Consider the following 16479-nt stretch of genomic DNA (forward strand, 5'->3'; position numbering starts at 1 on the left):
CTCACAGCGAACTCGCGCTGGAGCCGTCGCCCCGGTAGAGCCAGGGCAGGTCCATGATGCGCGCGCCCAGCAGCTTCAAGGCGCTGTCGCGGCCCCAGCGCACGGGCCCGGTGGCGTGGAAGATGCGCCCGTTGCGCTGCGCCCGCGCCTGCACGCGCGCATTGCGCTGCCAGCGGTTGAGTGCATAGCGCCGCAGCCGCAGCGTCACGTCCAGGTCGTGCATGGACAGGGCCCGCTGCAGCTCGGCCGCATCTTCGATCGCCATGCCCGCGCCCTGGGCCAGGTAAGGCAGCATGGGGTGGCTGGCATCGCCCAGCAGCGCGACCAGGCCCTGGGCCATTTCGGCAGGTGAGCGCAGCGGCGGCCGGTCGGCCAGCGGCCACAGGCGCCAGCCCGTCTTGGGCACGCTGCGCACCAGATCCTGCAACGCGCTGCAAGTGCCCGCCAGCGCTGCTTCCAGACCCTGGGCATTCGCCGCATGGTCCCAGCGCTCCATGTCCTGAGGCGCCGGTCCCTCGACAATCACCACCAGATTCTGCAGCTCCCCGCGGCGCACCGGGTACTGGATCACATGCAGTCGGGGCCCCAGCCAGGCGGTCACATCCGTGGCCCGCAAGCGCAGCGGCAGCTCGGCCTGGCGCACCATCGCCCTATAGGCCAGGTGCCCCGTCGGCCGGGCCGGACCATCGCCGAGCATTTGCTGCCGCAAGCGGCTGTGGACGCCGTCCGCGCAGACCAGCGCATCGCCTTCTATGAGTTTGTTGGCCTGGGTGCGCACGGTGACCACGCCTTCGGCTTCGCGGTAGTGCTCTATGGTCTGGGCCAGATTCAGATGCACATCGGCATAAGCGCTCAGCCCAGTCTGCAGCAGGCTGTGCAGATCGGCACGGTGCACGGTTGCATAGGCCGCGCCATAGCGCTCCACGGCCGTATTGCCCAATGGCATGCAGGCCAGTGCCTGACCGCTCACGGCACTGCGCACCTGCAAGGCCTCGGGCACCGCGACCACCGATTGCAATTCCTTTTGCAAGCCCCAGGCCTGCAGCCGGCGCACCACATTCGGCCCCAGCTGTACGCCCGCGCCGACTTCGCTGAAATGCCCCGCGCGCTCAAACAAACGCACGTCCCAACCGGCCCTGGCCGCCCCAATCCCCGCGGCCAATCCACCGATGCCGCCGCCGGCAATCAACACCTGCTTTTTCATGCGCCCATTGTGCCGCTTTCGCACCCATCCCCAAGCGCCGGCCCACCGCCTTTTCAGCAATACCTTGTCTTTAGGTACTGAGGCCAGGATGGCCAGCAGCCTGGAGCACCAGGCAGACATGCGCGCTGCGCGTTTCGAGATCCGTCCCTTCAAGGCATTTCACCGCCAGGGCGCTTATCTCGCGGGACTGCGGGTACTGCCGGGCCTGGCAATGCAAATCCCCATTACAGTTTGTCACCAGGCACGCGGCAGGCGCGGTGCCTGGACCCCATTACCCAGCGAGTTCCAAAAAATTGAATTGCGCTACTCCTTACCCATGGGCAAGAGGGTAAATACGCACCGCATTGGTGCTGACCGAGCCGAACCCGCCCACATGGCGTCAGTAGAATGAAAAAAGGCCTGTCTTAACAGGCCTTTTTGGAAAACAAGTGCAATTAGATTGCAAATTTTTCGCGCGCTTCGTTCTGAATCCACTTGGGTGCCTTACCGCGGCCCGTCCAGGTTTGACCCGTTGCTGGATCACGGTACTTGGGAGCCACTTTGGCGCCAGTGCCGGCACCGCGTGTTGCACGTGCGGGAGGAAACACATCCTCAGCCGTCAATTCATACTCGGCCACCAGGGCGCGCACGCGAGCCACGGCATCCGACAATTCACGGCTGCGAGCCTCATGGATTTGTTGTTCCAGGGCTTCTTTTTGCTTGAGCAGCTCTTTGTAAGAATTCATGATGTTGATATCTTTTAGATAAGTGAAAGTGCCTGGATATTATAGATAAATAGAAAACCATGCCAGTATAAAAACTATACGTATTTACCACAGCCTTCACGTTATTGATTTTTAACCGCAGCTTCAGCTATCGGTCTTAGGCCTCTCAGCCAATACCTTGTCGATACGCTTTCCATCCAGGTCCACAATTTCAAAGATCCATCCAGCACAGGCAATACGCTCTCCTACTGCGGGAAGATGACCGGTTTCAGCCATCAGCAGTCCGGCGATGGTGTTATATCGGCCACGGTCTTCTTCGGGTAAATCCCGTATATCCAGTCGGGCCTTGAGTTCGGAAACAGGCATCAGGCCGTCAAGCAGCCAGGAACCATCCTCTCTGGGCGTTGCCCAGGCATCGGTATGGGCGCCGGGCTTGAGCTCTCCAGTGATGGCTTCGAGCAAATCACGCGGCGTCATGATGCCTTGCACCACGCCATATTCATCCACCACAAACACCATGCGACCCGAACGCGCGCGCAATTGGTCCAGCAACTCCATGCCGCTGAGCGTTTCCGGCAAGAATGCCGCCGGCAAGGCATGCTCGGCCAGACGACCCGGGACCTCAGCCCCCAGCGCCAGCATGCGGGCCACGCTGATCACGCCCACCACTTCGTCGAGCGATCCACGGCATACGGGATACCAGGAGTGCCCGCCTTTTTCCTGGCCATCGGCCGCCAGCTGCAAACCTTCCGATATGCTCAGATCGGCATCCAGCCACTGCACGTCGGAGCGCGGCACCATCAGCGAAGTCAGCGAGCGGTCGTCCAGGCGGAATACGTTTTGCACCATCTGGTGCTCATGGAACTCGATCACCCCCGCATTGCGGCCTTCTTCCAGGCTGGCCACGATTTCTTCTTCCGTGACCTGGCGGCTGGCGGAGTCATTGACGCGCAACAGGGTCAAAATACCCTGGGTCGACACGGACAGCAGGCGCACAAAGGGCTTGGCCGCGGAAGCCACCCAGGTCATGGGGCGGGCAATCAGGCGCGAGACTGTTTCGGGGTACAACTGGCCTATGCGCTTGGGAACCAGTTCACCAAATACGATGGTAATGAAAGTAATCACCGTGACCACCAGGGCGGTGGCTGTAATGCCCGACGCACTTTCGGGCACACCGACGGTTTTCAGCCAGTCGGCCAGGCCATCACTGAAGGCGGCCTCGCCGATGATGCCGTTGAGCATGCCGATCGACGTAATGCCCACCTGCACCGATGACAGGAATTGGGTTGGGTTTTCAAGCAGTACCAAAGCGGCGGCAGCCCCTTTGTCACCGTCTTCGGCCATGTTGGCAAGACGGGCCCGGCGACTGGATGCCAATGCCAGCTCCGACATGGCAAACACACCATTGAGCAAGGTCAACAGTGCGATCAGCAGAAAATCCATGGATCAATAATTAGAAAGAACATGATGTCACTTTACTGTATCGGCGATATCCAAGGCTGCGACGACGCTTTTGGACGGCTGCTGGAGGTCATGGATTTCTCGCCCAGCCGCGATACGCTGTACCTGCTGGGCGATCTGGTCAACCGTGGCCCCGAGTCGCTGCAGGTGCTGCGCCGCTGCATGGCGCTGGGCGATGCCGTACGCCCGCTGCTGGGCAACCATGACCTGCATTTGCTCACCGCCGCCCACGGCCTGCGCCACGCTGGCAAGCGCGACACGCTGCAGCCCATACTGCTGGCGCCCGACCGTGCACAGCTGCTGGACTGGCTGCGCCAGCAGCCCCTGGCGCGCCTGCACACCACCGCCCGCGGAGAACGCCTGCTGATGGTGCATGCCGGCGTGCTGCCCGCGTGGAGCACGGAAAAAACACTGGCCCTGGCCGAGGAAGTCCAGGCCGTGCTGCGCGGCAATGAACTGCCGGCTTTTCTGGCCACCATGTACGGCAATACGCCCGACGCCTGGAGCGACGAGCTCGAAGGCCCCGACCGCCTGCGCGTGATCGTCAATGCGCTGACCCGGCTGCGCTTTTGCACGCCCGAAGGACACATGGATTTTGCGAGCACCGAAAGCGCCAGCACGCCCCCCGCGGGCCTGCTGCCCTGGTTCGATGCACCCGCGCGCCAGACCGCCGGCACGCTCGTGGCCTTCGGTCACTGGTCGACGCTGGGCCATCTCGACCGGCCCGATCTGATCGGGCTGGACACCGGCTGCGTCTGGGGCGGCTGCCTGAGCGCCGTGCGCTTTGGCGATTCCCTGCAACAGCGCGAACTGCTGCAAGTGCATTGCAAGCAGCAGCAACCGCTGAAGTGAAGCGCCCATGAAAAAACCGGGCCAGGACCCGGTTTCGTCAATGCCCTGCCCCCCCTCAGGCCAGCGTGTACGCCGTCTTCACCGTGGTGTAGAACTCCTGGGCATAGCGCCCCTGCTCGCGCGGGCCGTAGCTCGAGCCCTTGCGCCCGCCAAACGGCACGTGGTAGTCCACTCCCGCCGTCGGCAGGTTGACCATCACCATGCCGGCCTGGCTGTGGCGCTTGAAGTGGCTGGCGTATTTCAGGCTGGTCGTGGCAATGCCCGCCGACAGGCCGAACGGCGTGTCGTTGGCCACGGCCAGCGCCTCTTCGTAGTCCTTGACGCGGATCACGCTGGCCACGGGGCCGAACACTTCCTCGCGGTTGATGCGCATGCCGGCCTCGGTGTCGACGAACAGCGCGGGCTGCATGAAGAAGCCCTGCTTGTCGCTGCCCGTATGGCAGTTCACCCGCGCGCCCCCCGCGGCCAGCCTGGCCCCTTCGGCCTTGGCGATTTCCACGTAGCTCAGATCCTGCTCCAGCTGCGCCTGGCTGACCACGGGGCCGATGTCGGTGCCCGCGGCGCGCGCATCGCCGACCTTGATCTTCGCCATGCGGGCCTGCAGGGCCTCAATGAAGGCCGGGTAGATCTTGTCGGTCACGATCAGCCGGCTGGACGCCGTGCAGCGCTGGCCGGTGGAGTAAAAACAGCTTTGCGCCGACAGCTCCACGGCCTGGTTCAGATCGGCATCATCGAGCACCAGTTGCGGGTTCTTGCCGCCCATTTCCAGCTGCACTTTCTTGCCGCTTTGCACGCAGGCGGCGGCAATGCCCCGGCCCACGTCCACCGACCCCGTGAAGCTGATCGCCGCCACATCGGCATGCTGCACCAGGGCTTCGCCGATCACGCGGCCCCGGCCCATGACCAGGTTGAACACGCCGGCCGGAATGCCGCTGCGGTGGATGATGTCGGCCAGCGCCCAGGCGCTGCCCGGCACCAGATCGGCGGGCTTCAGGACCACGCAATTGCCAAAGGCCAGGGCCGGCGCGATCTTCCAGGCGGGAATGGCGATGGGGAAGTTCCAGGGCGTGATCAGGCCCACCACGCCTATGGGCTCGCGCGTGATTTCCACGCCGACGCCGGGGCGCACCGAAGGCAGGGTCTCGCCCGACAGGCGCAGGCATTCGCCCGCGAAGAACTGGAAGATCTGGCCCGCGCGCGCGACTTCGCCCATGGCTTCGGGCCGGGTCTTGCCTTCCTCGCGCGCCAGCAGATCGCCCAGCTCTTCCTTGCGCGCCAGGATTTCAGCGCCTATCCTGGCCAGCGCATCGTGGCGGGCCTGGATGCCGGAAACGCTCCAGGCAGGAAAGGCGGCCGTGGCGGCCGCGACCGCGGCATTGACGTCGCTGGCATCGCCCTGGGCGTACTCGCCGATCTGATCGGACAGGTCGCTGGGGTTGATGTTGGGGCTGTAGCTCTTGCCGGCAGTCCACTGGCCGTTGATGAGGTTGTCGAATTTTGTCATTGACTGAAGTTCTGAAGAGAAACGAAATAAAACGTCATGCCGCGCCATGGGCTTCGACATACAGCGCGTAAAGGGAATGGCTGCTGGCCATGTACAGGCGGTTGCGTTTGGGGCCACCGAATTCCAGATTGGCGCAGCGCTCGGGCAGGCGGATGAAACCAATGGGCTTGCCCTGCGGGTTGAACACTTTCACCCCATCCATCTCCTCGGACTTGCCCAGGGGCAAATAGGCGCTCATGCCGCCGCCGATGTCGCTGGGCTGGGCGCTCAAGGCGCCGGAAAAGCCCCAGCCGCACCACAGATTGCCGTCGCGGTCGACCCGCATGCCGTCGAGAGCGCCCGGGCCGTCGGCGTCGATCAGCTTGGTCTTGTTCGACAGGCTGCTGCCGTCGGCCGATACGTCGAAGCTCCAGACGCTGCGGTGGGGCGTGCCCTTCCACTCGATCACATAGAGCTTTTTCTCGTCGGACGAGAACGCCAGACCATTGGGGTTGACGATGTCGGTCACCACGGCGCTGATCTGGCCGTCCTTGGCGATGCGGTAGACGTTGGTCGTGGCCTGCTCGGGCGTGGCGCGCGCGCCTTCCCATTCGCCGTTGATGCCGAACAAGGGGTCGGTGAACCAGACGCTGTCGTCCGACTTCACCACCACGTCGTTCGGCGCATTCAGGCGCTTGCCCTGGTAACTGTCGGCCAGCACGGTGGTGCGGCCGTCGCGCTCGGTGCGCACGACACGGCGCGTCACGGAATGCTCGCAGGAGATCAAGCGGCCCTGGCGGTCGCGCGTGTTGCCGTTGGCGTAGTTCACGCCTTGCTTGTGCACGGAGAACTTGCCGGTCTTCTCCTCGTACTTCATCAAGCGGTTGTTGGGAATGTCACTCAGGATCAGCGTGCCCGTCTCGGGAAAATACACCGGGCCTTCGGCCCAGCGCATGCCCGTGCCCAGCTGCTCGATGGTGCTGCTGTAGATGCGGTACTTGGCAAAGCTCGGGTCCAGGATGAACACCGAGGGGTCCGGGTAGCGTTGCTGGGGAGCAAAGCCGAAAGACTGGGCCCCGGCGGCAGCGCCCCAGGCGCCCAGGGCGGTGGCGCTCGCGGTTTTCAGCAACTTGCGCCGGTTCATGGCATGGGGCATGGGCAATCTCCTGGGTGACGAAGAGTGGGTCAGCGCACCATGCAGGGGCGCTTGGGATCGAAAGTCCAGCCGGGGTTCAGGTACTGCATGGCCATGGCGTCATTGCGCGCGCCCAGGCCATGTTCCAGATACAGGGCGTTGGCGCGCTGCAGCGCGGCGCGGTCCACGGTCACGCCCAGGCCGGGCGTGGTGGGCACGTCCACAAAGCCGCCCTTGATCTGCAGCGGGTTCTGGGTGAGGTTCTGGCCGTCCTGCCAGATCCAGTGCGTGTCGATGGCCGTGACCTTGCCCGGCACGGCGGCGGCCACATGGGTGAACATGGCCAGCGAAATGTCGAAGTGGTTGTTGGAATGCGAGCCCCAGGTCAGGCCCCAGTCGCGGCAGGTCTGGCCCACGCGCACCGAGCCGGCCATGGTCCAGAAATGCGGATCGGCCAGCGGAATGTCCACCGACTGCAGCGCCAGGGCGTGCGTCATCTGGCGCCAGTCGGTGGCGATCATGTTGGTGGCCGTGGGCAGGCCGGTGGCACGGCGGAACTCGGCCATGACTTCGCGGCCGGAGAAGCCGCCTTCGGCGCCGCAGGGGTCTTCGGCATAGGCCAGCACGCCGTGCATGTCGCGCATCAGGCGGACCGCGTCCTTGAGCAACCAGCCGCCGTTGGGGTCCAGCGTGACGCGGGCCTGGGGGAAGCGCTTGGCCAGGGCCGCCACGGCTTCGATTTCCTCTTCACCGGGCAGCACGCCGCCCTTGAGCTTGAAGTCGTTGAAGCCGTAGCGCTCATAGGCGGCTTCGGCCTGGCGCACGATGGCCTCGGGCGTCATGGCCGTCATGTGGCGCACCTGCGTCCAGGCGTCGCTGCCCAGCTTGTCTTCGCCGGCCTTGACGTAAGCCAGGTCGGTCTTGTCGGACGGACCGACATAGAACAGATAGCCCAGCATCTCGACGCGGTCACGCTGCTGGCCTTCGCCCAGCAAGGCCGCCACGGGCACGCCCAGGTGCTGGCCCAGCAAGTCCAGCAGGCAGGACTCGATGGCCGTCACCGCATGCACGCCTATGCGCAGATCGAATGTCTGCTGGCCGCGCCCGCCCGTGTCGCGCCCTTCCAGGGCTTTTTGCACGCGCTGCAGCAACTGCAGGTGCTGGCCTATGGATTGGCCGATCAGCACCGACTTGCTGTCTTCCAGTGCCTGGCGGATGTTTTCGCCGCCCGGCACTTCGCCCACGCCGGTGTGGCCGGCGCTGTCGTGGATCAGCACGATGTTGCGCGTGAAATAAGGCGCGTGCGCGCCGCTGAGATTCATCAGCATGCCGTCGCGGCCGGCGACGGGAATGACTTCGATCTGGGTGATGGTCGGGGTAGAGGACATGGGCGGCTCGTTCAATGCACAGAAAAAAGTAAGCGTCAGCGCGCGGCGGACCAGGGCACTTCGACGGCGGGATGGCCCGTGGCGATGCACTGCTGCAGGTTCTTCAGCACCAGATCGGCCATGGCGCGGCGCGTTTCGTGCGTGCCGCTGGCGATGTGGGGGGCCAGTACGGCGTTGTCCAGCGTCAGCAGATCGGGATGGGGGTGGGGTTCGTCTTCGAAGACGTCCAGGCCCGCGCCGGCGATGCGGCCGCTGCGCAGGGCTTCGACCAGCGCCGCCTCATCGACCACGCTGCCGCGTGCCACGTTGACCAGAAAACCCTGGGCGCCCAGGGCATCCAGCACTTCGCGGCTGACCAGATGGCGCGTGTGGTCGCCACCGGCGGCCGTGATGACCAGAAAGTCGGACCAGCTCGCCAGCTCCAGCAGCGATGCGAGGTACAGATGGGGCGAGCCTTCGATCGGACGGCGGTTGTGATAGGCCACTTCCATGTCGAAACCCGCGGCGCGGCGGGCCACGGTGCTGCCGATGCGGCCCATGCCGAAGATGCCCAGGCGCTTGCCGGACACACGGGTCTGGATGCCAAAGCGCTGGCGGCTCCAGTCGCCGCGGCGCACGAATCGATCGGAGGCGGACAGGCCGCGGGCAGCGTCCAGCAACAAGGCCATGGCCATGTCGGCCACGCAATCATCGAGCACGCCCGGCGTATAGCCCACGCGGACACCGCGGCGCAGCAAGGCGTCCTTGTCCAGGGAGTCGAAGCCCACGCCAAAGCTGCTGACGAACTGGAGTTCGGGCAGCGCATCCACGACGCGCGCCGGCAGGCCCATGGCCGCCGATGTGACCAGGTACTTGAACTGCGCGCCCTGCTCCGCCAGAAAACGATCAGGGTCGCTTTCCTGGGAGAGGATGTGCACATCGTAGGCCTGTGCCAGTTCGGCATCGAGCTGAGGCAAAGGCATCTTGCCGTATTGGAGAACGCGGGGTCGGGAGTGCGCCATGCCGGGAGGTCCTTGGGTCATTCGATAAACAGAGGGGATGGTGAGGCGCCGCGGCGGGCGCCCGTCACCGCGCAGGGACAGTGCATGTCCCTGCTGGGCTTATTGCTCGACCAGCTTGATCAGCTCCGCCAGCGCCTGCACTTCAGCGGGCTGGAGGTCTGCCAGCGGTGCGCGCACGGGGCCCGCGTCGTGGCCGACGATTTTTGCGCCGGCCTTGACGATGGACACCGCGTAGCCGGCACTGCGGTTGCGGATCTCGAGGTAGGGCATGAAGAAGGTCTTGAGCAGATGGTGCTGCGTCGCGTGGTCGTCGTTCTTCACCGCTTCGTAAAAGCGCAGCGCGGTCTTGGGGATGAAGTTGAAGACGGCCGACGAATACACCGGCGTGCCCAGCGCCTTGTAGGCGGCGGCATAGACTTCGGCCGTGGGCAGGCCGCCCAGATAGGCCAGGCGATCGCCCATGGTCAGGAACATGGCGGACATGGCTTCGATGTCGCCCACGCCGTCCTTGAAGCCCACCAGATTCGGGTTGCGCTCGCACAGCCGGGCCACGGTTTGCGGCGTGAAGCGGCTCACACCACGGTTGTAGATGATCACGCCGAATTTCACGCTCTTGCACACGGCTTCCACGTGCGCGGCCAGGCCTTCCTGGCTGGCTTCGGTCATGTAGTGGGGCATCAGCAAGATGCCATGGGCGCCGGCCTTTTCCGCGGCCTGGGCGCACTGGATGGCAAAACGCGTGGGGCCGCCCGCGCCGGCAATGATGGGCACCTTGCCCTTGCAGGTATCGACCGCGGTCTGGATGATCTGTGGGTACTCGTCGGCGGTGAGGGAGAAGAACTCGCCCGTGCCGCCCGCGGCGAACAAGGCACTGGCACCGAAGGGCGCCAGCCATTCCAGGCGCTCGGCATAGCCCTTGGGATTGAAATCACCTTGGCTGTCAAAGTCGGTCACGGGGAACGACAACAGACCGGAACTCATGACGCTTTTGACTTCTTGGGGGCTCATGGCAATCCTTGGAGAGAAAAAGGAGAGGAAAAAAGGGCGCTGAACGTCAGTCCAGCTGCAAATTGGCGGTCTGCACCACGCTGCGCCAGCGGGCACGTTCGGCATTGAAGAACTTGTCGGTATCGGCAGGGGTCATGGTGATCACCTCGGCGCCCTGCCCTGTCAGGCGCGCACGCACTTCAGGCGAGCGAATCGCGCCGAGCAGGACCTGGTTCACGCGTCGCACCACCGCCTCGGGCGTCTTGGCGGGCAGCACCACACCCTGCCAGGAACCCGAGGCAAAGCCTTTCGCGCCTTGTTCGGCCAGCGTCGGCACATCGGCGATCAAGGGCATGCGCGCCTCCTTGGAGATGCCCAACAGCTTGAGCTTGCCGCTTTGTACATGGGGGTAAGTGGCCAGCATGCCGTTCATCAGCACCTGGGTCTGGCCGGCAACGGTGTCCTGCACCGATTGCACGCCGCCCTTGTAGGGCACGTACACCCATTTGGCACCCGTGATGCGTGCCAGCTCCACTCCGGCCAGATGGGGCGCACTGCCCGTGGCCGTCACCGCAAAGTTCAGGTCCTGCTTCTTGGACAGGGCCACCAGCTCCGTCAGATTGTTCGCCTGCACCGAAGGGTGCACCACCAGCATGTGGGGCGAGTAGGCCAGCATGCCCGCGCCGCGCAAGTCCTTGGAAGGATCGAAACTGAGCTTGGTGTAGATCGAAGGCGAAATCGCCAGGGCGCCCAGATCGCACAGCAGCCAGGTGTAGCCGTCGGCGGGGGCGCGGGCCACGAATTCCGCGCCCAGATTGCCGTTGGCGCCGGGCTTGTTCTCGATCACCACGGTCTGCTTCAACTCCTGCGAGATCAACTGGCCGATGGAGCGGGCAATGATGTCGGAGCTGCCGCCCGGAGGGTAAGGAACGACCAGACGGATCGTCTTGCTGGGCCAGGCTTCGCCCGCGAGCACAGGCGTGGAAAGCAGGCTGATGGCGGCAAGGGCCAGCGCTGAACACAGAAAGCGGGAGCGGGGAAGCATATGAAGAGTCTCCGTTTAGTGATCAGTCATCATACAACTTGGCTTCTGCCAATCCTAGGCCTGATTGCTAGGGGTAAACGCGGAAAATTCTAAAAAAAAAAGCGCCCCGACCCGCCGCCCGCGCTACGCCGCCGGCGCCTGACTCAGGCGCTGGGCCAGACGCAGGCGCTCACGCGAATTGGTCAGGTGGATGCGCATGGCCGCGCGGGCCGAGTCCGCGTCCTGGCGCTCTATGGCGGCGTAGATCTCTTCGTGCTCGCGATGGACGCGACGCAGGTAGTCCGGGTCGCGGGCCGGCGCGTGGATGGAAGCAATGCGGTTGCGCGGAATCAGCAGCGTGCCGAAATGCTGCAGGATCTCCTGGAAGTACTGGTTGCCCGTGGCCTGCGCAATGCTCAGATGAAAAGCCAGGTCGTGGCTCACGGTCTCATGGCCTGCTGCGGCGTTGTGCTCGAAGGCCTGCAAGGCTTCGCGCATGGCCTGCAACTGCCGGGACTCGCGGCGCTGCGCGGCCAGGCCGGCCGCCTCGGTCTCCAGACTGATGCGCAACTCCAGCACGGCCAGCACATCCACCGATTCACTGAGTTCATGGGCGTTGAGCAGCAGGCCCGGACTTTGCCGCGTGGCCAGCACAAAAGTGCCTATGCCATGGCGGGTTTCGACCAGCCCGGAGGCCTGCAGCTTGGACAGCGCTTCGCGTACCACCGTGCGGCTGACGTCATAACTGCGCACCAATTCCGATTCCGTGGGGAGCTTGTCGCCCTGGTTCAGCAGGCCTTGGCGGATCTTGTGCCCAAACTCTTCCGACAGGAGATTCGCCAGGCTGCGGCTGCCGCGGCCCATTCTGCCGCGCAGCGCAGAGCCATTGGCCGGCAATAAAAATGCCGCGGCTTGGGGTAATTCCGATGTCAGGGTGCTCATGGGCGTGATGATAATGCGATTAAGTTGTACGACAACATATCACTATGGAAAGTAGCCGATGAGCAGCCCCCTCTATATCCGCATGCATGCGGCCGACAATGTGGCCATCGTCGCCAACGATGGCGGCCTTCCTGCCGGCACGGTGTTCGCCGATGGATTGCGCCTGGTGAACGCCATTCCGCAAGGCCACAAGGTGGCATTGGAAGACCTGGCCGAAGGCGCGGAGGTGCGCCGCTACGACGTGGTCATCGGCTATGCGCTCCAGGCCTTGCCACGCGGCAGTTGGGTGAACGAGCGGGTGTTGCGCATGCCTGCCGCGCCCGAGCTGCAAGGCCTGCCCATGGCCACGCACAAGCCGCCTGCCCTGGCGCCTCTTACAGGCCATACCTTCGAGGGCTACCGCAACGCCGACGGCTCGGTGGGCACGCGCAACATCCTGGCGATCACCACCACCGTGCAATGTGTGTCGGGCGTGGTCGATACGGCGGTGCAACGCATCAAGAGCGAGCTGCTGCCGCGCTACCCGCAGGTCGACGACGTCGTGGGTCTGGAGCACAGCTACGGCTGCGGTGTGGCCATTGACGCGCCCGACGCCATCATTCCCATCCGCACGCTGCGCAACATCAGCAGCAATCCCAATTTCGGCGGCGAAGTGATGGTCGTGAGCCTGGGCTGCGAAAAGCTGCAGCCCGAACGGCTGCTGCCCCAAGCCGAGGCCCCTCTGCTGCCGATGACACGCCTGACGGCCGCCCCCGCCCTGCCCGTGGCCGCGCTGGACGTGGTCTGCCTGCAGGCCGAGGAGCATGTGGGCTTCATGAGCATGATCGACTCCATCGTGCGCCAGGCCGATGTGCATTTGCAGCGCCTGAACCTGCGCCGCCGCGAGACCGTGCCGGTGAGCGAACTGGTGGTGGGTGTGCAGTGCGGCGGCAGCGATGCCTTCAGCGGCGTCACGGCCAACCCGGCCGTGGGCTTTGCCACGGATTTGCTGGTGCGCGCCGGCGCCAGCGTGATGTTCTCGGAAGTCACCGAAGTGCGCGACGGCATAGACCAGCTCACGGCGCGCGCCAGCACGCCGGAAGTGGCCCAGGCCATGATCGATCAGATGGCCTGGTACGACGCCTACCTGGCACGCGGACTCGCGGACCGCAGCGCCAACACCACGCCGGGCAACAAGAAAGGCGGGCTCTCCAACATCGTGGAGAAAGCCATGGGCTCCATCGTCAAGTCCGGCTCCACGCCCATCACGGGCGTGCTCGCTCCCGGCGAAAAGCTGCGCGAAAAAGGCCTGATCTATGCGGCCACACCGGCCTCCGATTTCATCTGCGGCACCTTGCAGCTGGCGGCGGGCATGAATCTGCATGTCTTCACCACCGGACGCGGCACGCCCTATGGCCTGGCCGCCTGCCCGGTGATCAAGGTGGCCACGCGCAGCGACCTGGCGCGGCGCTGGCACGACCTGATGGACGTGAATGCCGGGCGCATTGCCGACGGTGAGGCCAGCATAGAAGACATGGGCTGGGAGCTGTTCCGCCTGATGCTGGACGTGGCCAGCGGCAAGAAGAAAACCTGGGCCGAACACTGGAAGCTGCACAACGCTCTGGTGCTGTTCAATCCCGCACCAGTGACCTGAACCAACGCTCGCAGGCGATAGACGACTGAACAACACCCCCCGCACGCCTGGACCCACAGGCGGCCTTTTTCAACCAGGAGACAAACCTCATGCAACGTCGACAACTACTGAAGGCCGCGGCCGCTCCGCTGGCACTGGCCTGCTTGCCTGCCGCCGTGATGGCGCAGAGCAGCTGGCCCAAAGGCAAGGTCATCACCTACATGGTGCCTTTCCCCGCGGGCGGCACCACCGATACGCTGGGCCGGCTGATTGCGCAGCCATTGGGCACCGTGCTGGGCACGACAGTGGTGATCGACAACAAGGGGGGCGCTGGCGGCAGCGTGGGCTCCGAGCTGGCCGCGCGCGCACAGCCCGATGGCTTCACCCTGCTGGGCGGCACGATCAGCTCGCACGCCATCAATGTGAGCCTGTACCCCAAGCTGGGCTATGACCCGGTCAAGTCCTTCACCCCTATCACCTTGATCGGCACCAACCCCCTGGTGCTGGTGGTGGCGGCCAACAGCCCCTACAAGACGCTGCAGGACGTGCTGGATGCATCGAAGAAACAGCCCGGCGGCCTGTCCTCGGCATCGGCGGGCACCGGCACCTCGCAGCATTTGTCGCTGGAGATGCTGGCCTGGAAGTCGGGCGTCAAATTCACCCATGTGCCCTACAAGGGCAGCGGCCCGGCCATCCAGGACGTGATGGGCGGACAAGTGGACATGATGTTCGACACCACCGTGGTGGCTGCGCCGCACATCCAGAGCGGCAAGCTGCGGGCGCTGGCCGTGACCTCCAAGCAGCGCCTGGACTCGCTCAAGGATGTGCCCACCGTGGCCGAGTCCGGCATCAAGGGCCTGGGAGACTTCGAAGTCACCTCCTGGCAGGCCATTTTTGCGCCCCACAACACGCCCGACGCCATCGTCACTCGCCTGCACCAGGAGATCGCCAAGATTCTTGCCACGCCAGACATGCAGACCCGCATGAAGACCATGGGCATGGAGCCGTCGACGCTGTCGCCGACGCAGGTCGCCGCCTTCCAGAAGGCCGAAGTCGCCAAATGGGCGACGGTGATCAAGGAAGCCAATGTGAAAGTCGATGGCTGAGCCTTTTTCAAGGCAAAAAAAAGCGCCCTGGGGCGCTTTTTTTTTTGTCCGCCGCGGGTGCGTCAGGACTGGACCAGTTCCGGCGCGCGGAACAGGGCCGCCACCTTGCGCTTGGACTTGGCGGGCGCACGCGTCGCAGGGCCTTGGCGGGCATCGTCCCAGGTCGCGGCCGGGGCGGCCTTGGAGGCTTCGTAAGGCTTGTCGAAAAACGGATCGGCCGAAGGGCGCGAAGCCGGACGCGCGGCACGGGGGGCCGGGGCCGGACGGCCCACGACACCGCGCGCGGCGTCGCTGCCTTCACCGCGCCAGGCGCGGTTGCCGTCGTTCATGCGGCCGCGTGGGCGTGCATCTTCGAACTGCAGCGCTTCCACGTCGATCTTCTTCTTGATCAGCTTTTCGATCTCGGCGACCTGGCGTGCATCGCGCGCGGTCACCAGCGTCACGGCCAGGCCCGATGCGCCGGCTCGGCCCGTACGGCCAATGCGGTGCACATAGTCTTCGGCGTTGAACGGCACGTCGTAGTTGAATACGGCGGGCACGTCCTTGATATCGAGGCCGCGCGCGGCGACGTCGGTACAGACCAGCAGGTCGACATTGCCGGCCTTGAAAGCTTCGAGGGCCTTCAGACGCTCGTCCTGGCTCTTGTCGCCATGCAGCGCCGTGGCGCGCAGTCCGTCACGCTCGAGGGTGCGCGTGAGCCGCGCACAGCCCAGTTTGCTGTTCGAGAAAATGAAGGCCTGGCGAATGCCGCGTTCCTTGAGGATCTTGTGGATGGCCAGACGCTTTTCGTCTTCGTCCGCGGCGCTGAAGAAGCGCTGCTCCACGGTCGAGGCGGTCTCGTTGGGCCGGGCCACTTCGATCGTCACCGGATCCTGCAGGTAGCTGCCTGCGAGGCGCTTGATTTCCGGCGAGAAGGTCGCGCTGAAAAGCAAGGTGGTGCGTGTCTTGGGCAGGTAGGACAGGATGCGCTGCAGGTCGGGCAGGAAGCCGATGTCGAGCATCCGGTCCGCCTCGTCCAGCACCACGTATTCCACCTGGTTGAGGATGGCATTCTTGGCTTCGATGTGGTCCAGCAGGCGGCCAGGAGTGGCCACCAGGACTTCGACGCCTTTTTTGAGCTCGAGGGTCTGCGGCTTCATGTCCATGCCACCGAACACCACCATGCTGCGCAGCTTGGTATGTTTGGCGTACAGGGCAATTTGCTGGGCCACCTGATCGGCCAGCTCGCGGGTCGGCAGCAGCACCAGGGCGCGCACAGGATGGCGCGCGGGCGAGGTGGAACTGTTTTCGTGCTTGAGCAGACGTTGCAACAGAGGCAGCGAAAAAGCCGCCGTCTTGCCTGTTCCCGTTTGGGCAGCGCCCATCACGTCCTTGCCGGTCAAGACAACGGGAATGGCCTGCGCCTGAATGGGCGTCATCGACTCATAGCCCATCTCGGCGACAGCACGGGCCAGGGGTTCCGACAGGGATAGATTGGAAAAAGAACTTGTCATTTAGCCTACTATTGTCGCACCGAGCGGCGAACACCCGTATTTACCCGCCGATTCAAGGGCTTCATGCGCCCCATTGTGTGCGAAAAA

General features: G+C 64.5%; 14 protein-coding genes. 3 read left to right on the forward strand and 11 right to left on the reverse strand.

Annotation, left to right across the window (positions count from 1 at the left end):
- Nucleotide 1 precedes the first annotated feature (1 nt).
- The 3 genes from N0K08_RS04220 to N0K08_RS04230 form a co-directional block, all read right to left on the reverse strand.
- On the reverse strand, nt 2-1204 hold the full coding sequence (locus N0K08_RS04220; RefSeq protein WP_261498795.1) for an FAD-dependent monooxygenase: 1203 nt from the start codon (nt 1202-1204) through the stop codon (nt 2-4).
- A gap of 434 nt (nt 1205-1638) precedes the next feature.
- Nucleotides 1639-1929, reverse strand: coding sequence for an H-NS histone family protein (locus N0K08_RS04225; protein WP_261498796.1), 291 nt, complete (start codon nt 1927-1929; stop codon nt 1639-1641).
- 123 nt (nt 1930-2052) lie between these two features.
- Complete coding sequence (locus N0K08_RS04230; RefSeq protein ID WP_261498797.1) at nt 2053-3351, reverse strand: hemolysin family protein; 1299 nt, start codon at nt 3349-3351, stop codon at nt 2053-2055.
- 24 nt (nt 3352-3375) lie between these two features.
- Here N0K08_RS04230 and N0K08_RS04235 point away from each other — a divergent pair, with 24 nt between their 5' ends.
- Nucleotides 3376-4221 carry a symmetrical bis(5'-nucleosyl)-tetraphosphatase gene (locus N0K08_RS04235; RefSeq protein WP_261499639.1) on the forward strand — a complete coding sequence of 282 codons (846 nt, stop codon included), beginning with the start codon at nt 3376-3378 and terminating at the stop codon, nt 4219-4221.
- Between the two features lie 55 nt (nt 4222-4276).
- On the opposite strand, the gene N0K08_RS04240 is transcribed toward N0K08_RS04235, so the two are convergent.
- The 7 genes from N0K08_RS04240 to N0K08_RS04270 all read right to left on the reverse strand — a co-directional run bounded on the left by N0K08_RS04240 (nt 4277) and on the right by N0K08_RS04270 (nt 12103).
- Entirely contained in the window at nt 4277-5725 is a 1449-nt protein-coding gene (locus tag N0K08_RS04240) for an aldehyde dehydrogenase family protein (protein WP_261498798.1), read from the reverse strand.
- Nucleotides 5726-5759: 34 nt separating this feature from the next.
- A complete protein-coding gene (locus tag N0K08_RS04245; protein WP_261498799.1) occupies nt 5760-6860 on the reverse strand; it encodes an SMP-30/gluconolactonase/LRE family protein in 1101 nt (366 codons plus the stop codon).
- A 29-nt stretch (nt 6861-6889) separates the two neighbouring features.
- Nucleotides 6890-8227, reverse strand: a complete 1338-nt coding sequence (locus N0K08_RS04250; protein ID WP_261498800.1) for an enolase C-terminal domain-like protein — start codon at nt 8225-8227, stop codon at nt 6890-6892.
- A gap of 35 nt (nt 8228-8262) precedes the next feature.
- The gene (locus N0K08_RS04255) at nt 8263-9228 is read right to left on the reverse strand and encodes a 2-hydroxyacid dehydrogenase (protein WP_261498801.1); all 966 of its coding nucleotides are present in this window, start codon (nt 9226-9228) and stop codon (nt 8263-8265) included.
- 99 nt (nt 9229-9327) lie between these two features.
- Nucleotides 9328-10236 carry a 5-dehydro-4-deoxyglucarate dehydratase gene (gene kdgD / locus N0K08_RS04260; RefSeq protein WP_261498802.1) on the reverse strand — a complete coding sequence of 303 codons (909 nt, stop codon included), beginning with the start codon at nt 10234-10236 and terminating at the stop codon, nt 9328-9330.
- 46 nt (nt 10237-10282) lie between these two features.
- Nucleotides 10283-11260, reverse strand: a complete 978-nt coding sequence (locus tag N0K08_RS04265) for a Bug family tripartite tricarboxylate transporter substrate binding protein (RefSeq protein WP_261498803.1) — start codon at nt 11258-11260, stop codon at nt 10283-10285.
- A 123-nt stretch (nt 11261-11383) separates the two neighbouring features.
- Nucleotides 11384-12103, reverse strand: coding sequence for a FadR/GntR family transcriptional regulator (locus N0K08_RS04270; RefSeq protein ID WP_261499641.1), 720 nt, complete (start codon nt 12101-12103; stop codon nt 11384-11386).
- Nucleotides 12104-12239: 136 nt separating this feature from the next.
- On the opposite strand from N0K08_RS04270, the gene garD reads away from it, so the two are divergent.
- Together garD and N0K08_RS04280 are read left to right on the forward strand one after the other, a co-directional pair.
- Nucleotides 12240-13814: a galactarate dehydratase gene (gene garD, locus N0K08_RS04275; protein WP_261498804.1), complete on the forward strand. Its 1575-nt coding sequence runs from the start codon at nt 12240-12242 to the stop codon at nt 13812-13814.
- A gap of 89 nt (nt 13815-13903) precedes the next feature.
- Nucleotides 13904-14899: a Bug family tripartite tricarboxylate transporter substrate binding protein gene (locus N0K08_RS04280; RefSeq protein WP_261498805.1), complete on the forward strand. Its 996-nt coding sequence runs from the start codon at nt 13904-13906 to the stop codon at nt 14897-14899.
- A 62-nt stretch (nt 14900-14961) separates the two neighbouring features.
- Here the strand turns inward: N0K08_RS04280 and N0K08_RS04285 are convergent, their stop codons facing one another.
- The gene (locus N0K08_RS04285) at nt 14962-16392 is read right to left on the reverse strand and encodes a DEAD/DEAH box helicase (protein WP_261498806.1); all 1431 of its coding nucleotides are present in this window, start codon (nt 16390-16392) and stop codon (nt 14962-14964) included.
- Nucleotides 16393-16479 lie beyond the last annotated feature (87 nt).

It is taken from the genome of Acidovorax bellezanensis (assembly GCF_025421555.1).
GTDB lineage: Bacteria > Pseudomonadota > Gammaproteobacteria > Burkholderiales > Burkholderiaceae_C > Comamonas > Comamonas bellezanensis.